This is a genomic window from Fulvivirga sediminis, assembly GCF_016757215.1.
GTDB lineage: Bacteria > Bacteroidota > Bacteroidia > Cytophagales > Cyclobacteriaceae > Fulvivirga > Fulvivirga sediminis.
Genome location: NZ_JAESIY010000010.1, coordinates 129,468 through 145,509 on the forward strand (window position 1 = coordinate 129,468; position 16,042 = coordinate 145,509).

Annotated in this window: 15 protein-coding genes; 11 read left to right on the forward strand and 4 right to left on the reverse strand. The window is 37.8% G+C overall.

The window, feature by feature from the left end; genetic code table 11:
- The first annotated feature begins 6 nt into the window (after nucleotides 1-6).
- On the forward strand, nucleotides 7-1,227 hold the full coding sequence (locus tag JL102_RS18010; protein WP_202245843.1) for an ABC transporter permease: 1,221 nt from the start codon (nucleotides 7-9) through the stop codon (nucleotides 1,225-1,227).
- A 41-nt stretch (nucleotides 1,228-1,268) separates the two neighbouring features.
- Here JL102_RS18010 and JL102_RS18015 read toward each other — a convergent pair whose 3' ends face one another.
- Nucleotides 1,269-1,643, reverse strand: coding sequence for a MotA/TolQ/ExbB proton channel family protein (locus JL102_RS18015; RefSeq protein WP_202245844.1), 375 nt, complete (start codon nucleotides 1,641-1,643; stop codon nucleotides 1,269-1,271).
- Between the two features lie 215 nt (nucleotides 1,644-1,858).
- Between JL102_RS18015 and JL102_RS18020 the strand changes: the two genes are divergently transcribed.
- A complete protein-coding gene (locus JL102_RS18020; RefSeq protein ID WP_202245845.1) occupies nucleotides 1,859-2,941 on the forward strand; it encodes a sensor histidine kinase in 1,083 nt (360 codons plus the stop codon).
- Nucleotides 2,942-2,943: 2 nt separating this feature from the next.
- A complete protein-coding gene (locus tag JL102_RS18025) occupies nucleotides 2,944-3,651 on the forward strand; it encodes a LytR/AlgR family response regulator transcription factor (protein ID WP_202245846.1) in 708 nt (235 codons plus the stop codon).
- Here the strand turns inward: JL102_RS18025 and JL102_RS18030 are convergent.
- Nucleotides 3,636-4,379: a polyprenol monophosphomannose synthase gene (locus tag JL102_RS18030; RefSeq protein WP_202245847.1), complete on the reverse strand. Its 744-nt coding sequence runs from the start codon at nucleotides 4,377-4,379 to the stop codon at nucleotides 3,636-3,638. The two genes, JL102_RS18025 and JL102_RS18030, sit on opposite strands and share 16 nt — an antisense overlap.
- 129 nt (nucleotides 4,380-4,508) lie before the next feature.
- On the opposite strand from JL102_RS18030, the gene JL102_RS18035 reads away from it, so the two are divergent.
- On the forward strand, nucleotides 4,509-5,012 hold the full coding sequence (locus JL102_RS18035; protein ID WP_202245848.1) for a D-glycero-alpha-D-manno-heptose-1,7-bisphosphate 7-phosphatase: 504 nt from the start codon (nucleotides 4,509-4,511) through the stop codon (nucleotides 5,010-5,012).
- A gap of 40 nt (nucleotides 5,013-5,052) precedes the next feature.
- On the opposite strand, the gene JL102_RS18040 is transcribed toward JL102_RS18035, so the two are convergent.
- Nucleotides 5,053-6,447, reverse strand: a complete 1,395-nt coding sequence (locus JL102_RS18040; RefSeq protein WP_202245849.1) for a type III PLP-dependent enzyme domain-containing protein — start codon at nucleotides 6,445-6,447, stop codon at nucleotides 5,053-5,055.
- A gap of 167 nt (nucleotides 6,448-6,614) precedes the next feature.
- Here JL102_RS18040 and JL102_RS18045 point away from each other — a divergent pair, with 167 nt between their 5' ends.
- The 6 genes from JL102_RS18045 (at nucleotide 6,615) to JL102_RS18070 (ending at nucleotide 13,931) form a co-directional block, all read left to right on the forward strand.
- On the forward strand, nucleotides 6,615-7,535 hold the full coding sequence (locus JL102_RS18045; RefSeq protein WP_202245850.1) for a dimethylarginine dimethylaminohydrolase family protein: 921 nt from the start codon (nucleotides 6,615-6,617) through the stop codon (nucleotides 7,533-7,535).
- A gap of 3 nt (nucleotides 7,536-7,538) precedes the next feature.
- Nucleotides 7,539-8,480: a citrulline utilization hydrolase CtlX gene (gene ctlX / locus JL102_RS18050; protein ID WP_202245851.1), complete on the forward strand. Its 942-nt coding sequence runs from the start codon at nucleotides 7,539-7,541 to the stop codon at nucleotides 8,478-8,480.
- A gap of 28 nt (nucleotides 8,481-8,508) precedes the next feature.
- Nucleotides 8,509-9,483 carry a deoxyhypusine synthase family protein gene (locus tag JL102_RS18055; protein ID WP_202245852.1) on the forward strand — a complete coding sequence of 325 codons (975 nt, stop codon included), beginning with the start codon at nucleotides 8,509-8,511 and terminating at the stop codon, nucleotides 9,481-9,483.
- A gap of 11 nt (nucleotides 9,484-9,494) precedes the next feature.
- The gene (locus JL102_RS18060) at nucleotides 9,495-11,036 is read left to right on the forward strand and encodes a bifunctional GNAT family N-acetyltransferase/carbon-nitrogen hydrolase family protein (protein ID WP_202245853.1); all 1,542 of its coding nucleotides are present in this window, start codon (nucleotides 9,495-9,497) and stop codon (nucleotides 11,034-11,036) included.
- Between the two features lie 196 nt (nucleotides 11,037-11,232).
- Nucleotides 11,233-13,026: an arginine--tRNA ligase gene (gene argS, locus JL102_RS18065; protein ID WP_202245854.1), complete on the forward strand. Its 1,794-nt coding sequence runs from the start codon at nucleotides 11,233-11,235 to the stop codon at nucleotides 13,024-13,026.
- A gap of 5 nt (nucleotides 13,027-13,031) precedes the next feature.
- Complete coding sequence (locus JL102_RS18070) at nucleotides 13,032-13,931, forward strand: 1,4-dihydroxy-2-naphthoate polyprenyltransferase (RefSeq protein WP_202245855.1); 900 nt, start codon at nucleotides 13,032-13,034, stop codon at nucleotides 13,929-13,931.
- An 83-nt stretch (nucleotides 13,932-14,014) separates the two neighbouring features.
- Here the strand turns inward: JL102_RS18070 and JL102_RS18075 are convergent, their stop codons facing one another.
- Nucleotides 14,015-14,905, reverse strand: coding sequence for a DUF6263 family protein (locus JL102_RS18075; RefSeq protein WP_202245856.1), 891 nt, complete (start codon nucleotides 14,903-14,905; stop codon nucleotides 14,015-14,017).
- A 326-nt stretch (nucleotides 14,906-15,231) separates the two neighbouring features.
- On the opposite strand from JL102_RS18075, the gene JL102_RS18080 reads away from it, so the two are divergent.
- Nucleotides 15,232-15,909, forward strand: a complete 678-nt coding sequence (locus JL102_RS18080; RefSeq protein ID WP_202245857.1) for a hypothetical protein — start codon at nucleotides 15,232-15,234, stop codon at nucleotides 15,907-15,909.
- The last annotated feature ends 133 nt before the right edge of the window (nucleotides 15,910-16,042 follow it).

Genomic DNA, 16,042 nt, shown 5'->3' on the forward strand with positions numbered 1-16,042 from the left:
ATATTCTTGAACCTCTCTTATTTTATATCTAAAAGAATCGCTGCCAGTGGCAAGGATAGTTTTTCTTCCACTATTCACAAAATAGCTGTCGGCAGCATCGGCGTAGGGCTGGCAGTAATGATTATCTCTTTCCTCATACTGAAAGGTTTTCAGGATACGGTAACGGATAAGATATATAGCTTTAGCTCTCATTTGCTCATTACTAAATACACTTTGGGTAATTCTTATGAAGAAGCGCCTATTTCTATTAATAATGAACTTTATAACAATTATAAGAAGTACGATTTTATAGATCATGTGCAGGAGTATAGCCATAAGGCAGGTCTTATAAAGACTAACGATGAAGTGCTCGGTATTATTTTTAAAGGAGTAGGTACTAGCTTTGATCAGCAGCGCTTTAAGCCTAATCTGGTAGAAGGTAGGTTTGTAAAATTTGACTCCTCAGGGTACTCTAAAGAGGTGCTCATTAGCCGCATTATTTCTAATAAGCTTAAATTGAATGTTGGAGATGATGTGGTAATACATTTTTTTCAAAATCCCCCGAGGGTAAGAAAGTTGAAAATTGTAGGCATTTATGAAACGAACCTGTCTGAATACTTCGATGATAAATTTGTGATTGGCGATATAGGGCTTATTCAAAAGCTCAATAATTGGGCTGATAGCGTAGCCGGCGGCATGGAGGTTTTTGTAAAAAATGAAAGCAAAATAGATGAAGGGGAGTCTAAGCTGGAAGATATTGTAGATTATGACCTTTTTGTAGAAAAAGTGAGCGATAAGTACTTGCAAGTATTTGATTGGCTGCACCTAATCAGCAGACAGGTGAATATATTTCTAGCCATTATTTTGTTTGTAGTCTGTGTAAATATGATTTCTATCATACTTATACTCATTATGGAGCGAACCCAAATGATAGGTCTCTTAAAAGCCTTTGGCGCTAATAATGGACTGATAAGGAAGATTTTCTCCTTTAATGGTATGCAGCTTATAGCGAAAGGGCTGCTGCTTGGTAATTTATTAGGGGTAGGCCTGGGAGCAGTTCAGTATTATTTTCAGTTAATCCCTCTTAATCCGCATGACTACTACATGAGTTATGTGCCTATTGGCTGGAGCTGGGAAATAATAGTTGGGCTTAACCTTCTCACTTTTGTGGTAGTGAGTTTAATAATTATCGTTCCTACTACGGTTATAGCCAGAATTAATCCTATAAAGAGTATTAAGTACGATTAATAGTGTATAAGCGGAAGTGTACACCTCCGCTTATGAGTTTATTATTTCTTTTTGTTGAGGAGTGTTAATGCGAGTATAGCCAACCTACCAATTACGAATATTATAACTCCATATAACGTGCAAATCATAGATACTTTTAGTCCTCCGGCGAGTAATGCGCTAGATACATTTTCCATTTTTGAAATGGCATCGAAGGCTTGAAAAAGTCCTGTGAGCTGGCCTAGAATACCCCAGACTAAGGAGAGAGTGGCTAGTTGCTTAACTATTTCATTGTTTTTAGTAATGGCTGACAGCTCTGAGTCATTCATTAAGAGTGTTACTCCCCTAAAGATGAAGGCTGCCATAGCTAAGCCCATTAGGGTTAGTGGAATAGTAAAACTGACTCCTCCTTCAATTATAAAGTTTGCTAGTATCATGTTAAATATTATTCAGTGAAACATGATTCAATTATAATATTATTCATGGCTTCAAAATTTCTGTTACGATGGATCACTGCTTTATCAATGGGAATGACAGCTTGCTGAGCTTAAAAGTGAAAAAGATGTCATAATTAGCGAAAACGATAGTTAAATTGGTAATTCATCGATGAATTTTTAAAAATAGCTTTATTTAGAGCAACTTGCTTGCTATTATGTCCACTATAAGTAGAAAAAGGGCGATACTAACCATTATAATCCACTGCATATTTTGGGCATTGGTCTTTATTTTCTATGTGTATTATTTCGGTTACCACTCATCGGACCTGTATTATGTGCTGGGCTTCGTGAGTTTTTTAATGCCCGTCACCATTTTATCAGCCTATTACATTAATTATTATCTTATACCTCGTTTTTTGCTGGTGCGGAGGTATTTGAAATTTACCCTATACGCAGTATATACTTTTATTATCACTACTTATCTGGTGATGGTTTCTATATTTCTGGCCTTTATTTTTTTGGCGGACTATTATTACGATAATATGTCTCCTCTGAGTCGTAACTACCTGTTTATTTTTGTGGGAGTATTTCTTGTTATCTTTCTGGCAACAGCACTGCGTCAGTTGCATCATGCTTATCAGGTGCAGGGGCGTAATGGCGAACTGCAAAAGCTCATGCTGGAGGCTGATTTAAAGCTAAAAACGCAAGAGCTACAGTATTTGAAGAGTCAGGTGCATCCGCACTTTTTGTTTAATATGCTCAACACCTTATATGGAATGGCCTTACGGAAGGATGATCAGTCTCCTGCTACTATTCTTAGACTCTCTAACCTGCTAGATTACATACTATACAGAGTGAATCAACCGCATGTGACGTTGGGCAAAGAATTGGAACATTTGATAGACTATGTGGAGCTCGAAAAGCTGCGTGCAGGAGACAGAATAAGCGTGGAAATAAAAGCCGATACTGCCGATCATTCGTTTGTAATGGCTCCTTTGTTATTGATTCCTTTTGTAGAAAACAGCTTTAAGCATGGCAGCTATTTAGATGGAAATCTAGAGATCAATGTTGAAGTAGAAACTAATGAAGACGGTCTTCTTTTTAATATTAAAAATAGCAGTAAAGCTAGATCTCAAAATCATAAAGAGGGTATTGGTATCATGAATATAAAACGGAGGCTGGAATTAATTTATCCGCAAAATCATAACTTAGAAATAAGGCAATTAGCTGATTGGTTTGAAGTAAATCTGGCCATTGGCAGATTAGATGTTAATAGAACTGTAGAAGAAATATCATAGAAATGAATTGTTTGATAGTAGATGACGAACCCATAGCTAGGGAGATTATGCGCACGCATTTACAGAAGCTGGGCAATGTGAAGATAGTGGCTGAATGTTCTTCGGCTATGGAAGCTTTTGCTCATTTACACCAAACACATATTGACCTTGTTTTTCTTGATATTAATATGCCCGAAATCACGGGGCTGTCATTCATGAAATTGCTAAGTAAAGACGTGAAGGTTATTTTCACTACTGCTTATCGTGAATATGCCGTAGATGGATTCGACCTGGAAGCGGTAGACTATTTGCTGAAGCCTATTTCTTTCGAACGATTGCTACAAGCGGTGCGCAGGTATTATAAGGTGGAGGCTAAAAGGGATGAGGGTGTTCCCACTAAAAAAGAAGGGGAGAGGGATCATTTCTTTGTTCGTGCTGATCGTAAAATGGTGCGTATAAATTATGCTGATATCCTTTTTATAGAAAGCTATAGCGATTATGTGAAAATTCAGACAATAGCGGAAACCGTAGTGAGTAGAGAAAATATTAGTGCTATGGAAAATATTTTACCGGCAGGAGATTTTATTAGAATTCATCGTTCTTTTATAGTGGCTAAAAATAAAATAGAGGCCTATACTCATGAGATTATAGAGATAAAAGGCCGAGAGTTGCCTATTAGTCGTAGCTATAAAGAACAGGTGTTATTTCAGCTAAATCAAGCAGGGGGTTGATATTTCTTAAACCAACTGTTGATCTTGAGTTGTATTACACCAAAAAAGGCTTCTTTAAAGATAGAACCAGACATTTTTGATTTGCCTCTGGTACGGTCGGTGAATATTATTGGCACCTCATCTATTTTAAAGCCATACTTCATGGCAGTAAATTTCATTTCTATCTGGAAGGCGTAACCTATAAACTTGATTTTATCCAGTTCTATAGTTTCAAGTACTTTTCTTTTAAAGCAAACAAACCCTGCGGTGGTATCATTAATAGGCATGCCGGTAATGAAGCGGACATACATGCTTGCAAAATAGCTCATCATAACCCTTCCCATAGGCCAGTTAACTACATTCACTCCTGTGATATACCTAGATCCTATAGCCATGTCATAATTGCCAAGTGTACAGGCCTCACGTAAGTTTAGCAGATCTTTGGGGTTATGAGAAAAGTCAGCGTCCATCTCAAAAATGAAATCATATTTCTTTTCTATGGCGAATTTAAAGCCCGTGATATAAGCGGTGCCTAATCCTAGTTTGCCTTGCCTTTCTATTATGTGCAAAGTTCGGCCGTTATGATCTTTCTTTTGTAGCTCTTTTACTATAGCTCCGGTGCCGTCAGGAGACCCGTCGTCTACTATGAGAATATCAAAAGGGTGACTCAACTTAAAGACAGCATCTATTATCAGTGCGATGTTCTCTTTTTCATTGTATGTAGGAATAATAACTAAGCTGTCAGTCACTGCATTGATTGTTCGGGGTCCATAAAAGACGCTAAAAATACCAAAGTTCATTGAAACGAAATCAATTCAATTTGATTTTCTTCATTTATATCTGATTTTTGCAATCCATTAACTAAAAAAAACAAGGTTTTGAATAAGTGTGTCTTTTTGGATCGTGACGGAGTGATTAACAAAGATTATGTTGATTATGTATATACTCCTGAAAAGTTTGAGGTTTTGCCTGGGGTGAAAGAAGCCTTGGTAGCATTGAAAAAGGCTGGTTATCTGTTGGTTGTAATTACCAATCAGTCTGGCATAGCCAAAGGTATTTATACCCGTGAGCAGATGCATGAGTGTCATCAGCTTATGCAGAAGGAGTTTGATTTTATGATAGATCATATCTATTATGCACCCTGGCACCCTACAGTAACAGAGAGCCTAACCCGCAAGCCGGGCACGCTCATGTTTGAGAAAGCTATAGCTAAGTTTAATATAGATACTGATCACTCCTGGATGGTAGGAGATAAGGAGCGGGATCTGGTTCCAGCAAAAACATTAGGAATTAAAACTATTCAGGTAGATAATGATGATAGCCGAATGGCTGATTTCAAAGCCCTGAATTTGGCAGATGCTTTAGAAATAATATTTGGATAAAAACAATGAGGCTGTCTTATTTAAGACAGCCTCATTGTTTTTAGTATCCTAGTATTTTAAGCATTGCTTCGCTTTCTTGCTCTTCATTAAAAAGGTGTGTTTCTATTTCGCCTTTTTTGTTCTTATCTATCAATACATGCTTAGGAGCAGGTATCAGGCAGTGCTGTATGCCTCCGTATCCACCTAAAGACTCCTGATAAGCTCCTGTATGGAAAAATCCTATATAAAGCTTTTCACTTCCCTTAGGGTCAGACATAGGCATAAATACATCTCCTGTATGGGCCTCTGAGTTATAATAGTCCATACTATCACAAGTAAGTCCACCTAAGTTTACCTTATGATGTGGCTCATCCCACTTGTTAATAGGAAGTAAAATATACTTTTGGTTCAGTCCCCAAGCATCAGGTAGGTGAGTGATGAAAGAACCATCAATCATATACCAAAGCTCCTTGTCGTTTTGCAGTTTCTGATCCATAATAGAGTAAAGCACAGCTCCACTTTCTCCTACTGTAAAGCTGCCAAACTCAGTGAAGATGTTAGGCACTGGCACATTGTTTTTACCACAAATCCATTTTATGTTTTCAATGATTTGCTCTACAATGTATTTGTAGTCGTACTCAAAATGTAAAGACGTCTTAATAGGGAAACCACCACCTATGTCAATAGTGTCTAGTTCTGGACATTCTTTTTTGAGCTCGCAGTATTTAAAGATAAATCGGCTTAGCTCACTCCAGTAATAAGCTGTATCCTTGATCCCCGTGTTTATAAAGAAATGCAATAATTTAAGCTTCGCCTTTTTGCTAGGCTTTATCTGATCTCTGTAAAGTGTGTTGATGTCTCCATATCGAATACCTAAGCGAGAAGTGTAAAACTCAAATTTGGGTTCTTCATCAGCGGCTATGCGTATACCTACATTATAACTGCCCTCTACATTTTCTTCATAGTGCTGGAGTTCATTGAGGTTGTCAAGCACTGGTATACAGTTTTCAAAGCCATCATTTAACAGCTCACTGATATATTGCTTGTACAGTGGTCTTTTAAAACCATTACACACAATATTGGTGCTCTTCTTAATCTTCTTTTTCTCATATAGCTTTCTTACTATGGGAATGTCAAAAGAAGATGACGTTTCTATATGAATGTCATTTTTTAATGCCTCTTCAAGGATGAAGTTGAAGTGAGAAGATTTTGTACAATAACAATAAGTATAGTCGCCCTCGTAATTATACTTCTTAATAGCGTTGTTAAACAGCTGTTTAGCATATTTAATATTCTCGCTAATCTTCGGCAGATAAGTAAGTTTTAAAGGTGTACCATACTTTTCAATAATATCCATTAATGGTACATCGTTGAAAAACAATTTGTTGTTTTCAACCTTAAATTCCTCCTGAGGGAATTCGAACGTTTGCTCTATTAGATCAATATACTTTTTCACACTATTACGTTAATGCATTCTCGGGTTATAATGTTACAAATTTTGTTAAGATTCTTTGAATATACCAAGTATATTGGCAACCAATTTTTTAAGAGGGCTAAAATTATGCAATCACACGGCGTATAATTAAATTAGAGCCTTTCAAAAATAGATGATCAAAATACTATATGATAGATATTTATGTTAACGATGAGACTTCTGAGCTAAAGGCCGTTATACTGGGTACGGCTCAGCAGTTAGGTGGTGTGCCTACAGTAGAGGAGGCATATGACCCTAAATCTATAGAGCATATAAAAAATGGCACATATCCTACAGAGGAGGTAGTGCATGGTGAGATAGAGGCGTTTGCGACTGTATTGAAAAAACATGGTGTAGATGTATACAGACCAGAAGTACTGGAAGATTGTAATCAGATTTTTGCTAGAGATATTGGTTTTGTAATAGAAGATAAATTTGTTAGGCCACGGATTTTGAAAGATCGTAAGGATGAAATAAAAGGGATTCAATATGTGCTGGAGCAAATTCCTGAAGCTAACCAACTAGAAGTGCCCGAAGGATGCCGCATAGAAGGAGGAGATGTGATGCCCTGGCATGAGCATCTTTTTGTAGGATATTCCAAAAAAGAAGATTTTCAAAAATATGTGGTGTCAAGAACTAATGAAGAAGGGGTGGAATTTCTTCGAAAAAGCTTTCCAAATAAAAAAGTAAAGGCTTTTGAGCTGAAAAAGTCAGATACTGATCCAAAAGAAAATGCTCTTCACCTCGACTGTTGCTTTCAACCAGTAGGACTTGATAAGGCTATTATTTATAAAGGAGGGTTTAAAAATGAAGAGGATTACCAGTTTTTGGTTGACTTTTTCGGAAAAGAAAACGTGTTGGAGATCACTAAGGATGAAATGTATTACATGAATTCTAACGTATTTTCTATAAGTGAAAAGGTAGTAGTCTCAGAGCAAGGCTTCACCAGGTTAAATGCATGGTTAGAATCTCAGGGCTTTACAGTAGAAAGGGTGCCTTATTCAGAAACAGCAAAAATGGAAGGGCTTTTAAGGTGTTCCACTTTACCATTAAAGAGAGTTAAAAAATAAAACATGTCTAGGCAAACAACAGATACTATTATGATGATTAGGCCGGTGAAGTTCAGGTTTAATGAACAAACGGCCGTAAATAATTACTATCAGAAAGTGCTGGATAAAATTGCTCCTGAAGAGGTGCAAAAACAAGCGCTGGCTGAGTTTGATGACTTTGTAGTAAAACTAAGGGATAAAGGTATTAACGTTATCGTTATCAACGATACCTTAGATCCTGATACACCAGACTCTATTTTTCCTAATAACTGGATCTCTTTTCATGAAGATGGAAGGGTAGGGTTATACCCTATGTTTGCTCCTAACCGAAGGCTGGAAAGAAGGGATGATATATTGGCTATTTTAGATAACGAATTCCAGCTGAGCATTTCAGAAATAGAAGACTTTTCTTTCCATGAAAAGGAAGAGAAATACCTGGAAGGTACAGGGAGTATGATTCTAGATAGACCTAATAAAATAGTATATGCTGCTATTTCTGAGCGTACTAATGAAGAAATACTAGGAGAGTTTTGCCGTAAATTTGGGTTTAAACCGGTTAAATTTACCGCTTTCCAAACGGTAGAGGGTAAGAGGCTACCTATCTATCATACTAATGTGATGATGTGCATAGCAGAAACCTTTGCCGTGATATGCCTGGACACTATCGATGACGCTGCACAGCGCAAAGAAGTAGAAGAGTCACTCAAACAAACAGGCAAAGAGATTATAGAAATAAGCGAAGAGCAAGAGCATCACTTTGCGGGAAATATGCTGCAGGTGAGCTCGTCTGACGGAGATAAATATCTGGTAATGTCAGCGGCCGCTTATCAATCATTAGAGGCATCACAAATTGCAGCTATTGAAAAACATTGTCCTATCATACATAGTTCTTTAGATACTATAGAGGCACTAGGAGGAGGCAGTGCCAGGTGTATGATGGCTGAAGTATTCTTACCTTCTCATTAATAATTTAAATAAAAAAATAACGACTAAGATGGCCCAAAAACCCATTACTGAATTTATTGAAAAACACTATTTACATTTCAATGCTGCCGCTTTGGTAGATGCAGCGAAAGGATACAAAAAGCATTTAGAAGAAGATAAAAAAATGCTGGTATCGTTAGCTGGGGCTATGAGTACAGGTGAGCTAGGCAAGTCATTGGCTGAAATGATCAGAGAAGATAAGCTGCACATTATATCATGCACAGGAGCTAACCTGGAAGAGGATGTGATGAACCTGGTAGCGCATTCTCATTATAAAAGAGTGCCTCATTACAGAGATCTTACACCTAAAGAAGAGTGGGATCTTCTGGAAAAAGGACTGAATAGAGTAACTGATACTTGTATACCTGAAGAAGAGGCTTTCAGAAGAATACAAAAGCATATTTTTGAAATATGGAAAGATGCAGAGGAGAAAGGAGAAAGGTATTTTCCTCATGAGTTTTTATTTAAACTGATCAACTCAGGGGTATTGGAGCAATATTATGAAATTGACCCCAAAAACAGCTGGATGATAGAAGCAGCCAAGAAAAACCTACCAATGGTAGTGCCTGGCTGGGAAGATTCTACACTGGGTAATATATTCGCCTCTTATTGCCTTAAAGGCGAGTTGAAGCCCTCTACTATGAAGTCAGGTATTGAATATATGGTTTGGCTGGCAGACTGGTACACACAGCAAGCAGAAGACAAAGGCATCGGTTTCTTCCAGATTGGTGGAGGTATAGCTGGTGACTTCCCTATCTGTGTGGTGCCCATGTTATATCAGGATATGGAGAGAACAGATACTCCTTTCTGGAGCTATTTCTGCCAAATTTCTGACTCTACTACTAGTTATGGGTCATATAGTGGCGCAGTACCTAATGAAAAAATAACCTGGGGTAAACTGGATATTGATACTCCTAAATTTATTGTGGAGTCTGATGCTACTATTGTAGCTCCGTTAATATTTGGTTACATACTAGGCTGGTAAATTATAATTTTATGACAGAGAAGCAGGAAGAAAGTTCACCTCATTTATTAGTCACCCGTACACTGGATATGGGTGATTATGACCGTATTGTGGCGATAATGCATAAGTGTTATCCTATGATGAAGGGAGATATCTGGCTGAAATCTCAGATCAAAAAGCTGATCAGGATTTTTCCGGAAGGGCAGTTATGTGTAGAAGATCGGGGCGAGGTAGTGGCTTTTGCGCTCTCTATCATAGTTGATTATAAGAAATATGGTGATAGTCATAGTTATGAACAGATTATTGATGATTCTAACTTTGGTACTCACACCGCTGATGGAGATGTGCTCTATGGTATAGATGTATGTGTAGACCCTGATTACAGAGGCATGAGGCTCGGACGTAGGCTTTATGACATGCGTAAAGAGCTATGCGAAAATCTAAATCTAAGGTCTATCGTAGCCGGGGGGCGCATACCTAACTATCATAAATACAAAGATCAGTATACCCCTAAAGAGTATATTCAGAAAGTAAGGCATAAGGAAATTTATGATCCTGTGCTTTACTTCCAAATGAGTAATGACTTTCACGTAAGGAAGATTCTTAAGAATTATATTCCTTATGATAAGGCATCAGGGTCTTACGCTGTGCTTATTGAGTGGAACAATATTTACTATAATGAAGATGATACCCATTTCGGCAATCAAAAGAATTTTGCTCGTATAGGGGCAGTACAATGGCAGCTGAGAGCGGCCCGATCTATAGATTCATTCTTTGAAAATGTGGAGTTTTTTGTGGATGCTGTGAGTGGTTATCAGGCAGATTTTCTGGTCTTTCCTGAGCTCTTTAATGCTCCGCTCATGGCAGAGTTTAATGAAGATACCGCAGCAAAGGCTATTCGTAAGCTTGCTCAGTACTCTAATGAGATAAGAGATAAAATGGTAGAATATGCTGTTTCTTATAATATTAATATCATAGCAGGTAGTATGCCGGTGTATGAAGATGAGAATTTGTATAACGTTTCTTATCTATGCCGCAGAGATGGTAGTTATGAGGCGCAGTACAAGATCCATGTTACACCTGCCGAGCGTAATGACTGGGGTATGATAGGTGGAGATAAAGTACAAGTTTTTGAAACCGATACGGCCAAAATAGGTATTTTGATATGTTATGACTCGGAATTTCCGGAGCTAAGCAGAATTCTGGCAGATCAGGGAATGGAAATCCTTTTCGTGCCTTTTGCTACTGACATGCATAATGGCTATAACCGTGTTCGTGTTTGCTCTATGGCCCGAGCTATAGAAAATGAGTGCTATGTGGTGATCTCCGGTAGTGTGGGTAACCTGCCTAAGGTGGTGAATATGGATATTCAGTATGGTCAATCAGCAGTATTTTCTCCTTCTGACTTTGCTTTTCCCCATAATGCCATTGTTTCAGAGGGTACGCCTAATACAGAAAATACTATTATAGCCGATGTGGATCTTAATGACTTGAAGCACCTTCATATGCATGGTAGTGTTCGTAACCTGTTAGATCGTAGAGAAGATCTGTATAAAGTGAAGTTTAAAAAATAGAACGAAGGATAATTTCTATTTTAATATAGCCAAAAAGTACGTTTTAGATAAGCGTAGCTTACCTTTGTATTTACAGAGGTGCGATTTTCTAAATTATTAATAGTGAAGGCCCGTGTAGGGCCTGTCATTTTTCAAGGATGATCGTATCTTTGAACAATATCCCATACAAGTAATAAAGCATAATTTATAATACTCAATGAGTCTGGATTTACAATTAAAGCAAGAGATTTCTAAGGCCTTCAGCAGCCTTTTTGATGCTGAATTAAAAGTAGAAGACATTAGTTTACAGCCAACCAGGAAGGAATTTGAAGGTTCACATACTTTCGTATGTTTTCCTTATGCCAGGTTGTCTAAGGCTAAACCTGAAGAAACAGCCAGACTCATAGGTGAATACCTGAAAGAAAATGTAGAAGCAGTAGCCGATTTTAATGTGGTTAAAGGCTTTTTAAATATTGTATTTTCTGATGCTACATGGGTACAGGTGTTTACAGACATCTGGAAAGACGAAAACTTTGGTCAGTACTCTGATAATGGCAAGGAAGTGATGGTAGAGTATTCATCACCTAATACCAATAAGCCGCTTCATCTGGGGCATTTAAGAAATAACTTTCTGGGCTGGTCGGTGGCCGAAATTTTAAAGGCTAATGGTTATGATGTGCATAAAGTGCAGATTATAAATGACCGTGGTATCCATATCTGTAAATCAATGGTGGCCTGGTCTAAATTTGGTAATGGAGAAACTCCTGAGTCTACCGGAAAGAAGGGTGATAAGCTGGTAGGAGACTACTATGTGAAGTTTGATCAGGAATATAAAAAGCAGATTGCCGAGCTTGTAGAAGGCGGCATGGATAAAGAGACCGCCGAAAAAGAGGCGCCTATTTTTAAAGAAGCTCAGGCCTTATTAAAAAAATGGGAAGCTAAAGATCCTGAAACCTATGAGCTGTGGGAAACGATGAACGGCTGGGTATACGCCGGCTTTGATGTGACCTACAATGCCATGGGTGTAGATTTTGATAAACTCTATTATGAATCTAATACCTTCCTTTTAGGAAAGGATGAAGTGGTTAAAGGCTTGGAAAAAGGCATTTTCTTCGAAAAAGAAGATGGCTCTATTTGGGTAGATTTAACAGAGGAAGGCCTTGATCAGAAGCTTTTGTTGAGAGCTGATGGCACGTCTGTATATATGACGCAAGATATAGGTACTGCTATTTTACGTTACCGTGATTTCCCTAACATAAGCCAGCAAATTTATACCGTGGGTAATGAGCAGGAATACCATTTTAAGGTACTCTTCATTATCCTTGACAAGTTAGGGTATGAGTGGGCAAAAGAATGCTACCACCTTTCTTATGGTATGGTAGATTTACCTTCGGGTAAAATGAAGTCACGTGAAGGTACTGTGGTGGATGCAGATGAGCTGATGCAGGAAATGACTGACACCGCTTGCCAGCATACTGAAGAGTTAGGTAAAATAGAAGGTTTTAGTGAAGAACAGGCCAAAGAATTATATTATACTTTGGGTATTGGGGCATTAAAATACTTCCTTTTAAAGGTAGATCCTACTAAGAGAATGCTGTTTGATCCTAATGAATCGATTCAGTTTCAAGGTAATACAGGTCCTTTTATACAATATACGCATGCTCGTATTTCGGCTATTTTGAGAAAGGCCGAACAAATAGGAGTGGTGCCTACAGAGGAAGATTTGAAAAATCTTAACGAGCTACAGGCTAGTGAGAAAAACGTAATATTCCTTTTAAATGATTATATGAAAAAACTGGCTGAAGCAGCGGAGAATTATTCGCCGGATGCTATTGCTCAGTTTGCTTACGACCTGGCGAAGGAGTATAACCGTTTCTACCAGGAGGTATCTATTTTTAATGAAGAAGATCAGGTGGCTCTGAAGTTTAGAATCGCCTTCTCTTCTGTGGTAGCTAAGACTATAGCTAAAGCTATGGGCTTATTAGGCATACAAGTGCCCGAAAGAATGTAACAGATATGGAAATAAAAGCATGGATAGTAGCCTTCAGGCTTAGAACACTCCCTTTGGCATTGGCCAGTATTTGTATGGGTAGTTTTTTGGCAGCGGCTAATGGTTTTTTTAATGGTTGGGTTTGTGCTTTCTGTATTCTTACCACCATATTATTGCAGGTGCTTTCTAACTTGGCTAATGACTATGGTGATACGGTAAACGGGGCTGACAGTGAGCACAGAGAAGGACCGCAACGCATGGTGCAATCTGGTAAAATAACCTTATCAGACATGCGAAAGGCCATAGCCTTGTTTATAACTCTTACGCTGGCTAGTGGTATTTACCTTTTGTATTTGTCTTTTGGGTTTGATTTACAGGCTTTTATTTTCTTTTTTGTACTGGGAATAATGTCTATCCTGGCAGCACTGGCCTACACCGCTGGCAGAAAACCCTATGGCTATATAGGCCTTGGAGATTTATCCGTAATGCTCTTTTTTGGGCTTACCGGAGTCTTAGGCTCTTATTACCTATTCGCTCAGCAGATAGACTGGTTGCTTTTATTGCCAGCTGTGAGCTGTGGTGTGTTTTCCGTGGCTGTGCTTAACGTAAATAATATAAGAGACATAGAGTCTGATAAAAAGGCAGGTAAGTATTCAATACCTGTGCGAATAGGCAGAAAAAAAGCGGTGATTTATCACTGGACATTACTGTCTATGGGAATGTTGTCAGCATTAGCTTTCACGCTGCTTAGCTTTAATTCCTGGACTCAACTGCTTTTTGTTATTACCATTCCGCTGTTTGTGAAAAATGCTTTGGCAGTAAAAAATAAAACCAAACCCGCAGATTTAGATCCTTATTTAAAGCAAATGGCACTTAGCACTTTAATGTTTGTGCTGTTATTTGGCTTAGGGTATATGTTAGCATAAAGAATCTTTATCGTTTATAACAAAAAAAAGCCTGTCTTTATTAATCTAAAGACAGGCTTTTTTTAATCAGGAAAACCGGTTTCTTAGTCAGTGATTTTAATGGTGCTCTTAGTGCTCATAGGTATTTGCATACCGCCGGCACTGGCTGTTCCACTAAGCTCTTGAGTAAGATTGGCTTCAGAAATCCAACCGCTTTTCTTATTTACTTTTATGTCAGAAAGCATAGTGCCACTCATGTCGTAGGTCATCTGCATACCATTCACATTGGTAGGCTCACTTCCAGATTTTATCTTGGTGTTACCAGAGATAATATAGTCTTCACCCGTAGCTTTCTCATATTTATAAGTGCCATTTAAGCTGAGCTCCATCATAGTTTCTACCTCACTGGTAACGTTCCAAGTGTCACCTGGAGCTACTTTTTTAGTGGGGAAAATCGCAAACAAAGATTCCATGCTGTTAGTTAATGATTCTTCTCCAAAGCTCTTTTTTAGCTGATCTTTGATTTGATCTTTCTGTTCTGCAGGTATTTGATCAAAACCATCAACGGCTGAAAAAACATTGTCCATATTGCTGACTTCTTTTATATGACCAGTTTTATCCATTTTGATATTAAAGGCTTTACCTTTCATGCTGGCTAATACCTGAGACATCATATCTGCGTCCTCTCCATTTTCAGAACTATAGGTCATATCCATCTGAGGCATTTTCATTTCCATAGTCATGCTCTCGTATTTCACATCCATAGAGAAGACATTATTTTGAATATCAGTCACTAAAAAGGACATTTTGTTGTCAAGGTTAATATCCATGTCTACTTGCTGGCCACCCATATTTTGATTTATTTTCATGGCATAAACACTATGCTGTTTGTACTCCTTACCTTTTTTTAGATTCAGAGCTATGTTTGCCTTTTGTGCAAAAGAGGAAATGCTAATAAAGCAAAAGCTTAATAATAAAATTCGATTGATTTTCATATACTGTTATTTTATAAAATAGCTCATAGAGTACCTTCTCTATAAGTTGGCTTTATATTATAATCCATAACTAGCCTTTTTTGTTAGGATTTAGGTACAAATAAGGGCTTTTCATTTAGAACAAACGTGATAAGGAAGCCTTAAAATCCATAAAAGGTCATTATACAAGTTGAATATATCAGGCAGAAAAGTCTGGCACTTTTAATAGCCCTCTTTTACTTATGCATTTTCTTTTTGATGAGGAAATGGTAATGATATTGCCAAATGATGCTTGTTAAGGGTGAAATATTTAATAAAATATGTATGTTGGTGCATATTTTTTAGAAATGAGATACCTACTGTTTTTTGTATTATTAGTGCCTCTCACCGTAATGGGGCAAAAAGATGATAAATACAAGTTTTTAAGAACTGATTATCTGGCTGTTGAACTGCTAAGTCCCATACATTTTCAGACTCCACGATTTAAGCTAGAGTACAATAGAAGTTTTTTACCCCGCTGGGATGCATCCATTACTTTAGGTTATGGAAATGCTAATCTGGCTCCCAACTATGCTAAAGATGAAGACAACTATAGACTTTTTGAGATACGGCATGCCTGGAAGTTTCAGCTAGTAAGGAAAGGGTCATTTCGCTATTTTCTTTCTTTAGAAGGTTTTTACATTCTGCATAAGGACACTTACCATGAATCCTGGATATATTTTAATGATGAAATTGGGTATTTGGTTTATAAACAGGCCGATTTTCAAAGAGAAAAGCTGGGTGTGCTAGCTAAAAGTTCGTTTCACTTCATGTTCGGCAATAGATTAGGCTTAATTCTGTATGGTGGATTAGGAGTGCGAGTGAGAAATAACAAGTTTTCAAACGTAGTACCCTTAAGATTATCCATAGAGGAATTTGAAGACGAGTTTGGGTTTAATATAAAGTATAACCAAGAGGAAGGTAAACAATTCAGTGGGGACTTTACCTTAGGAGTTAGAGTAAGTTATGCGCTGAAGTTTAGGTGAGAACGCCCTTCAGAATTATTCACTTTCTCACCACCACAGTCATTTCGACGAAAGGAGAAATCTATTCACCTCGAAGTGAAGACTAATGAGGCATTAGTGCTTAAGCTATTGCAGTTATCCGTTCTGTAGGTCA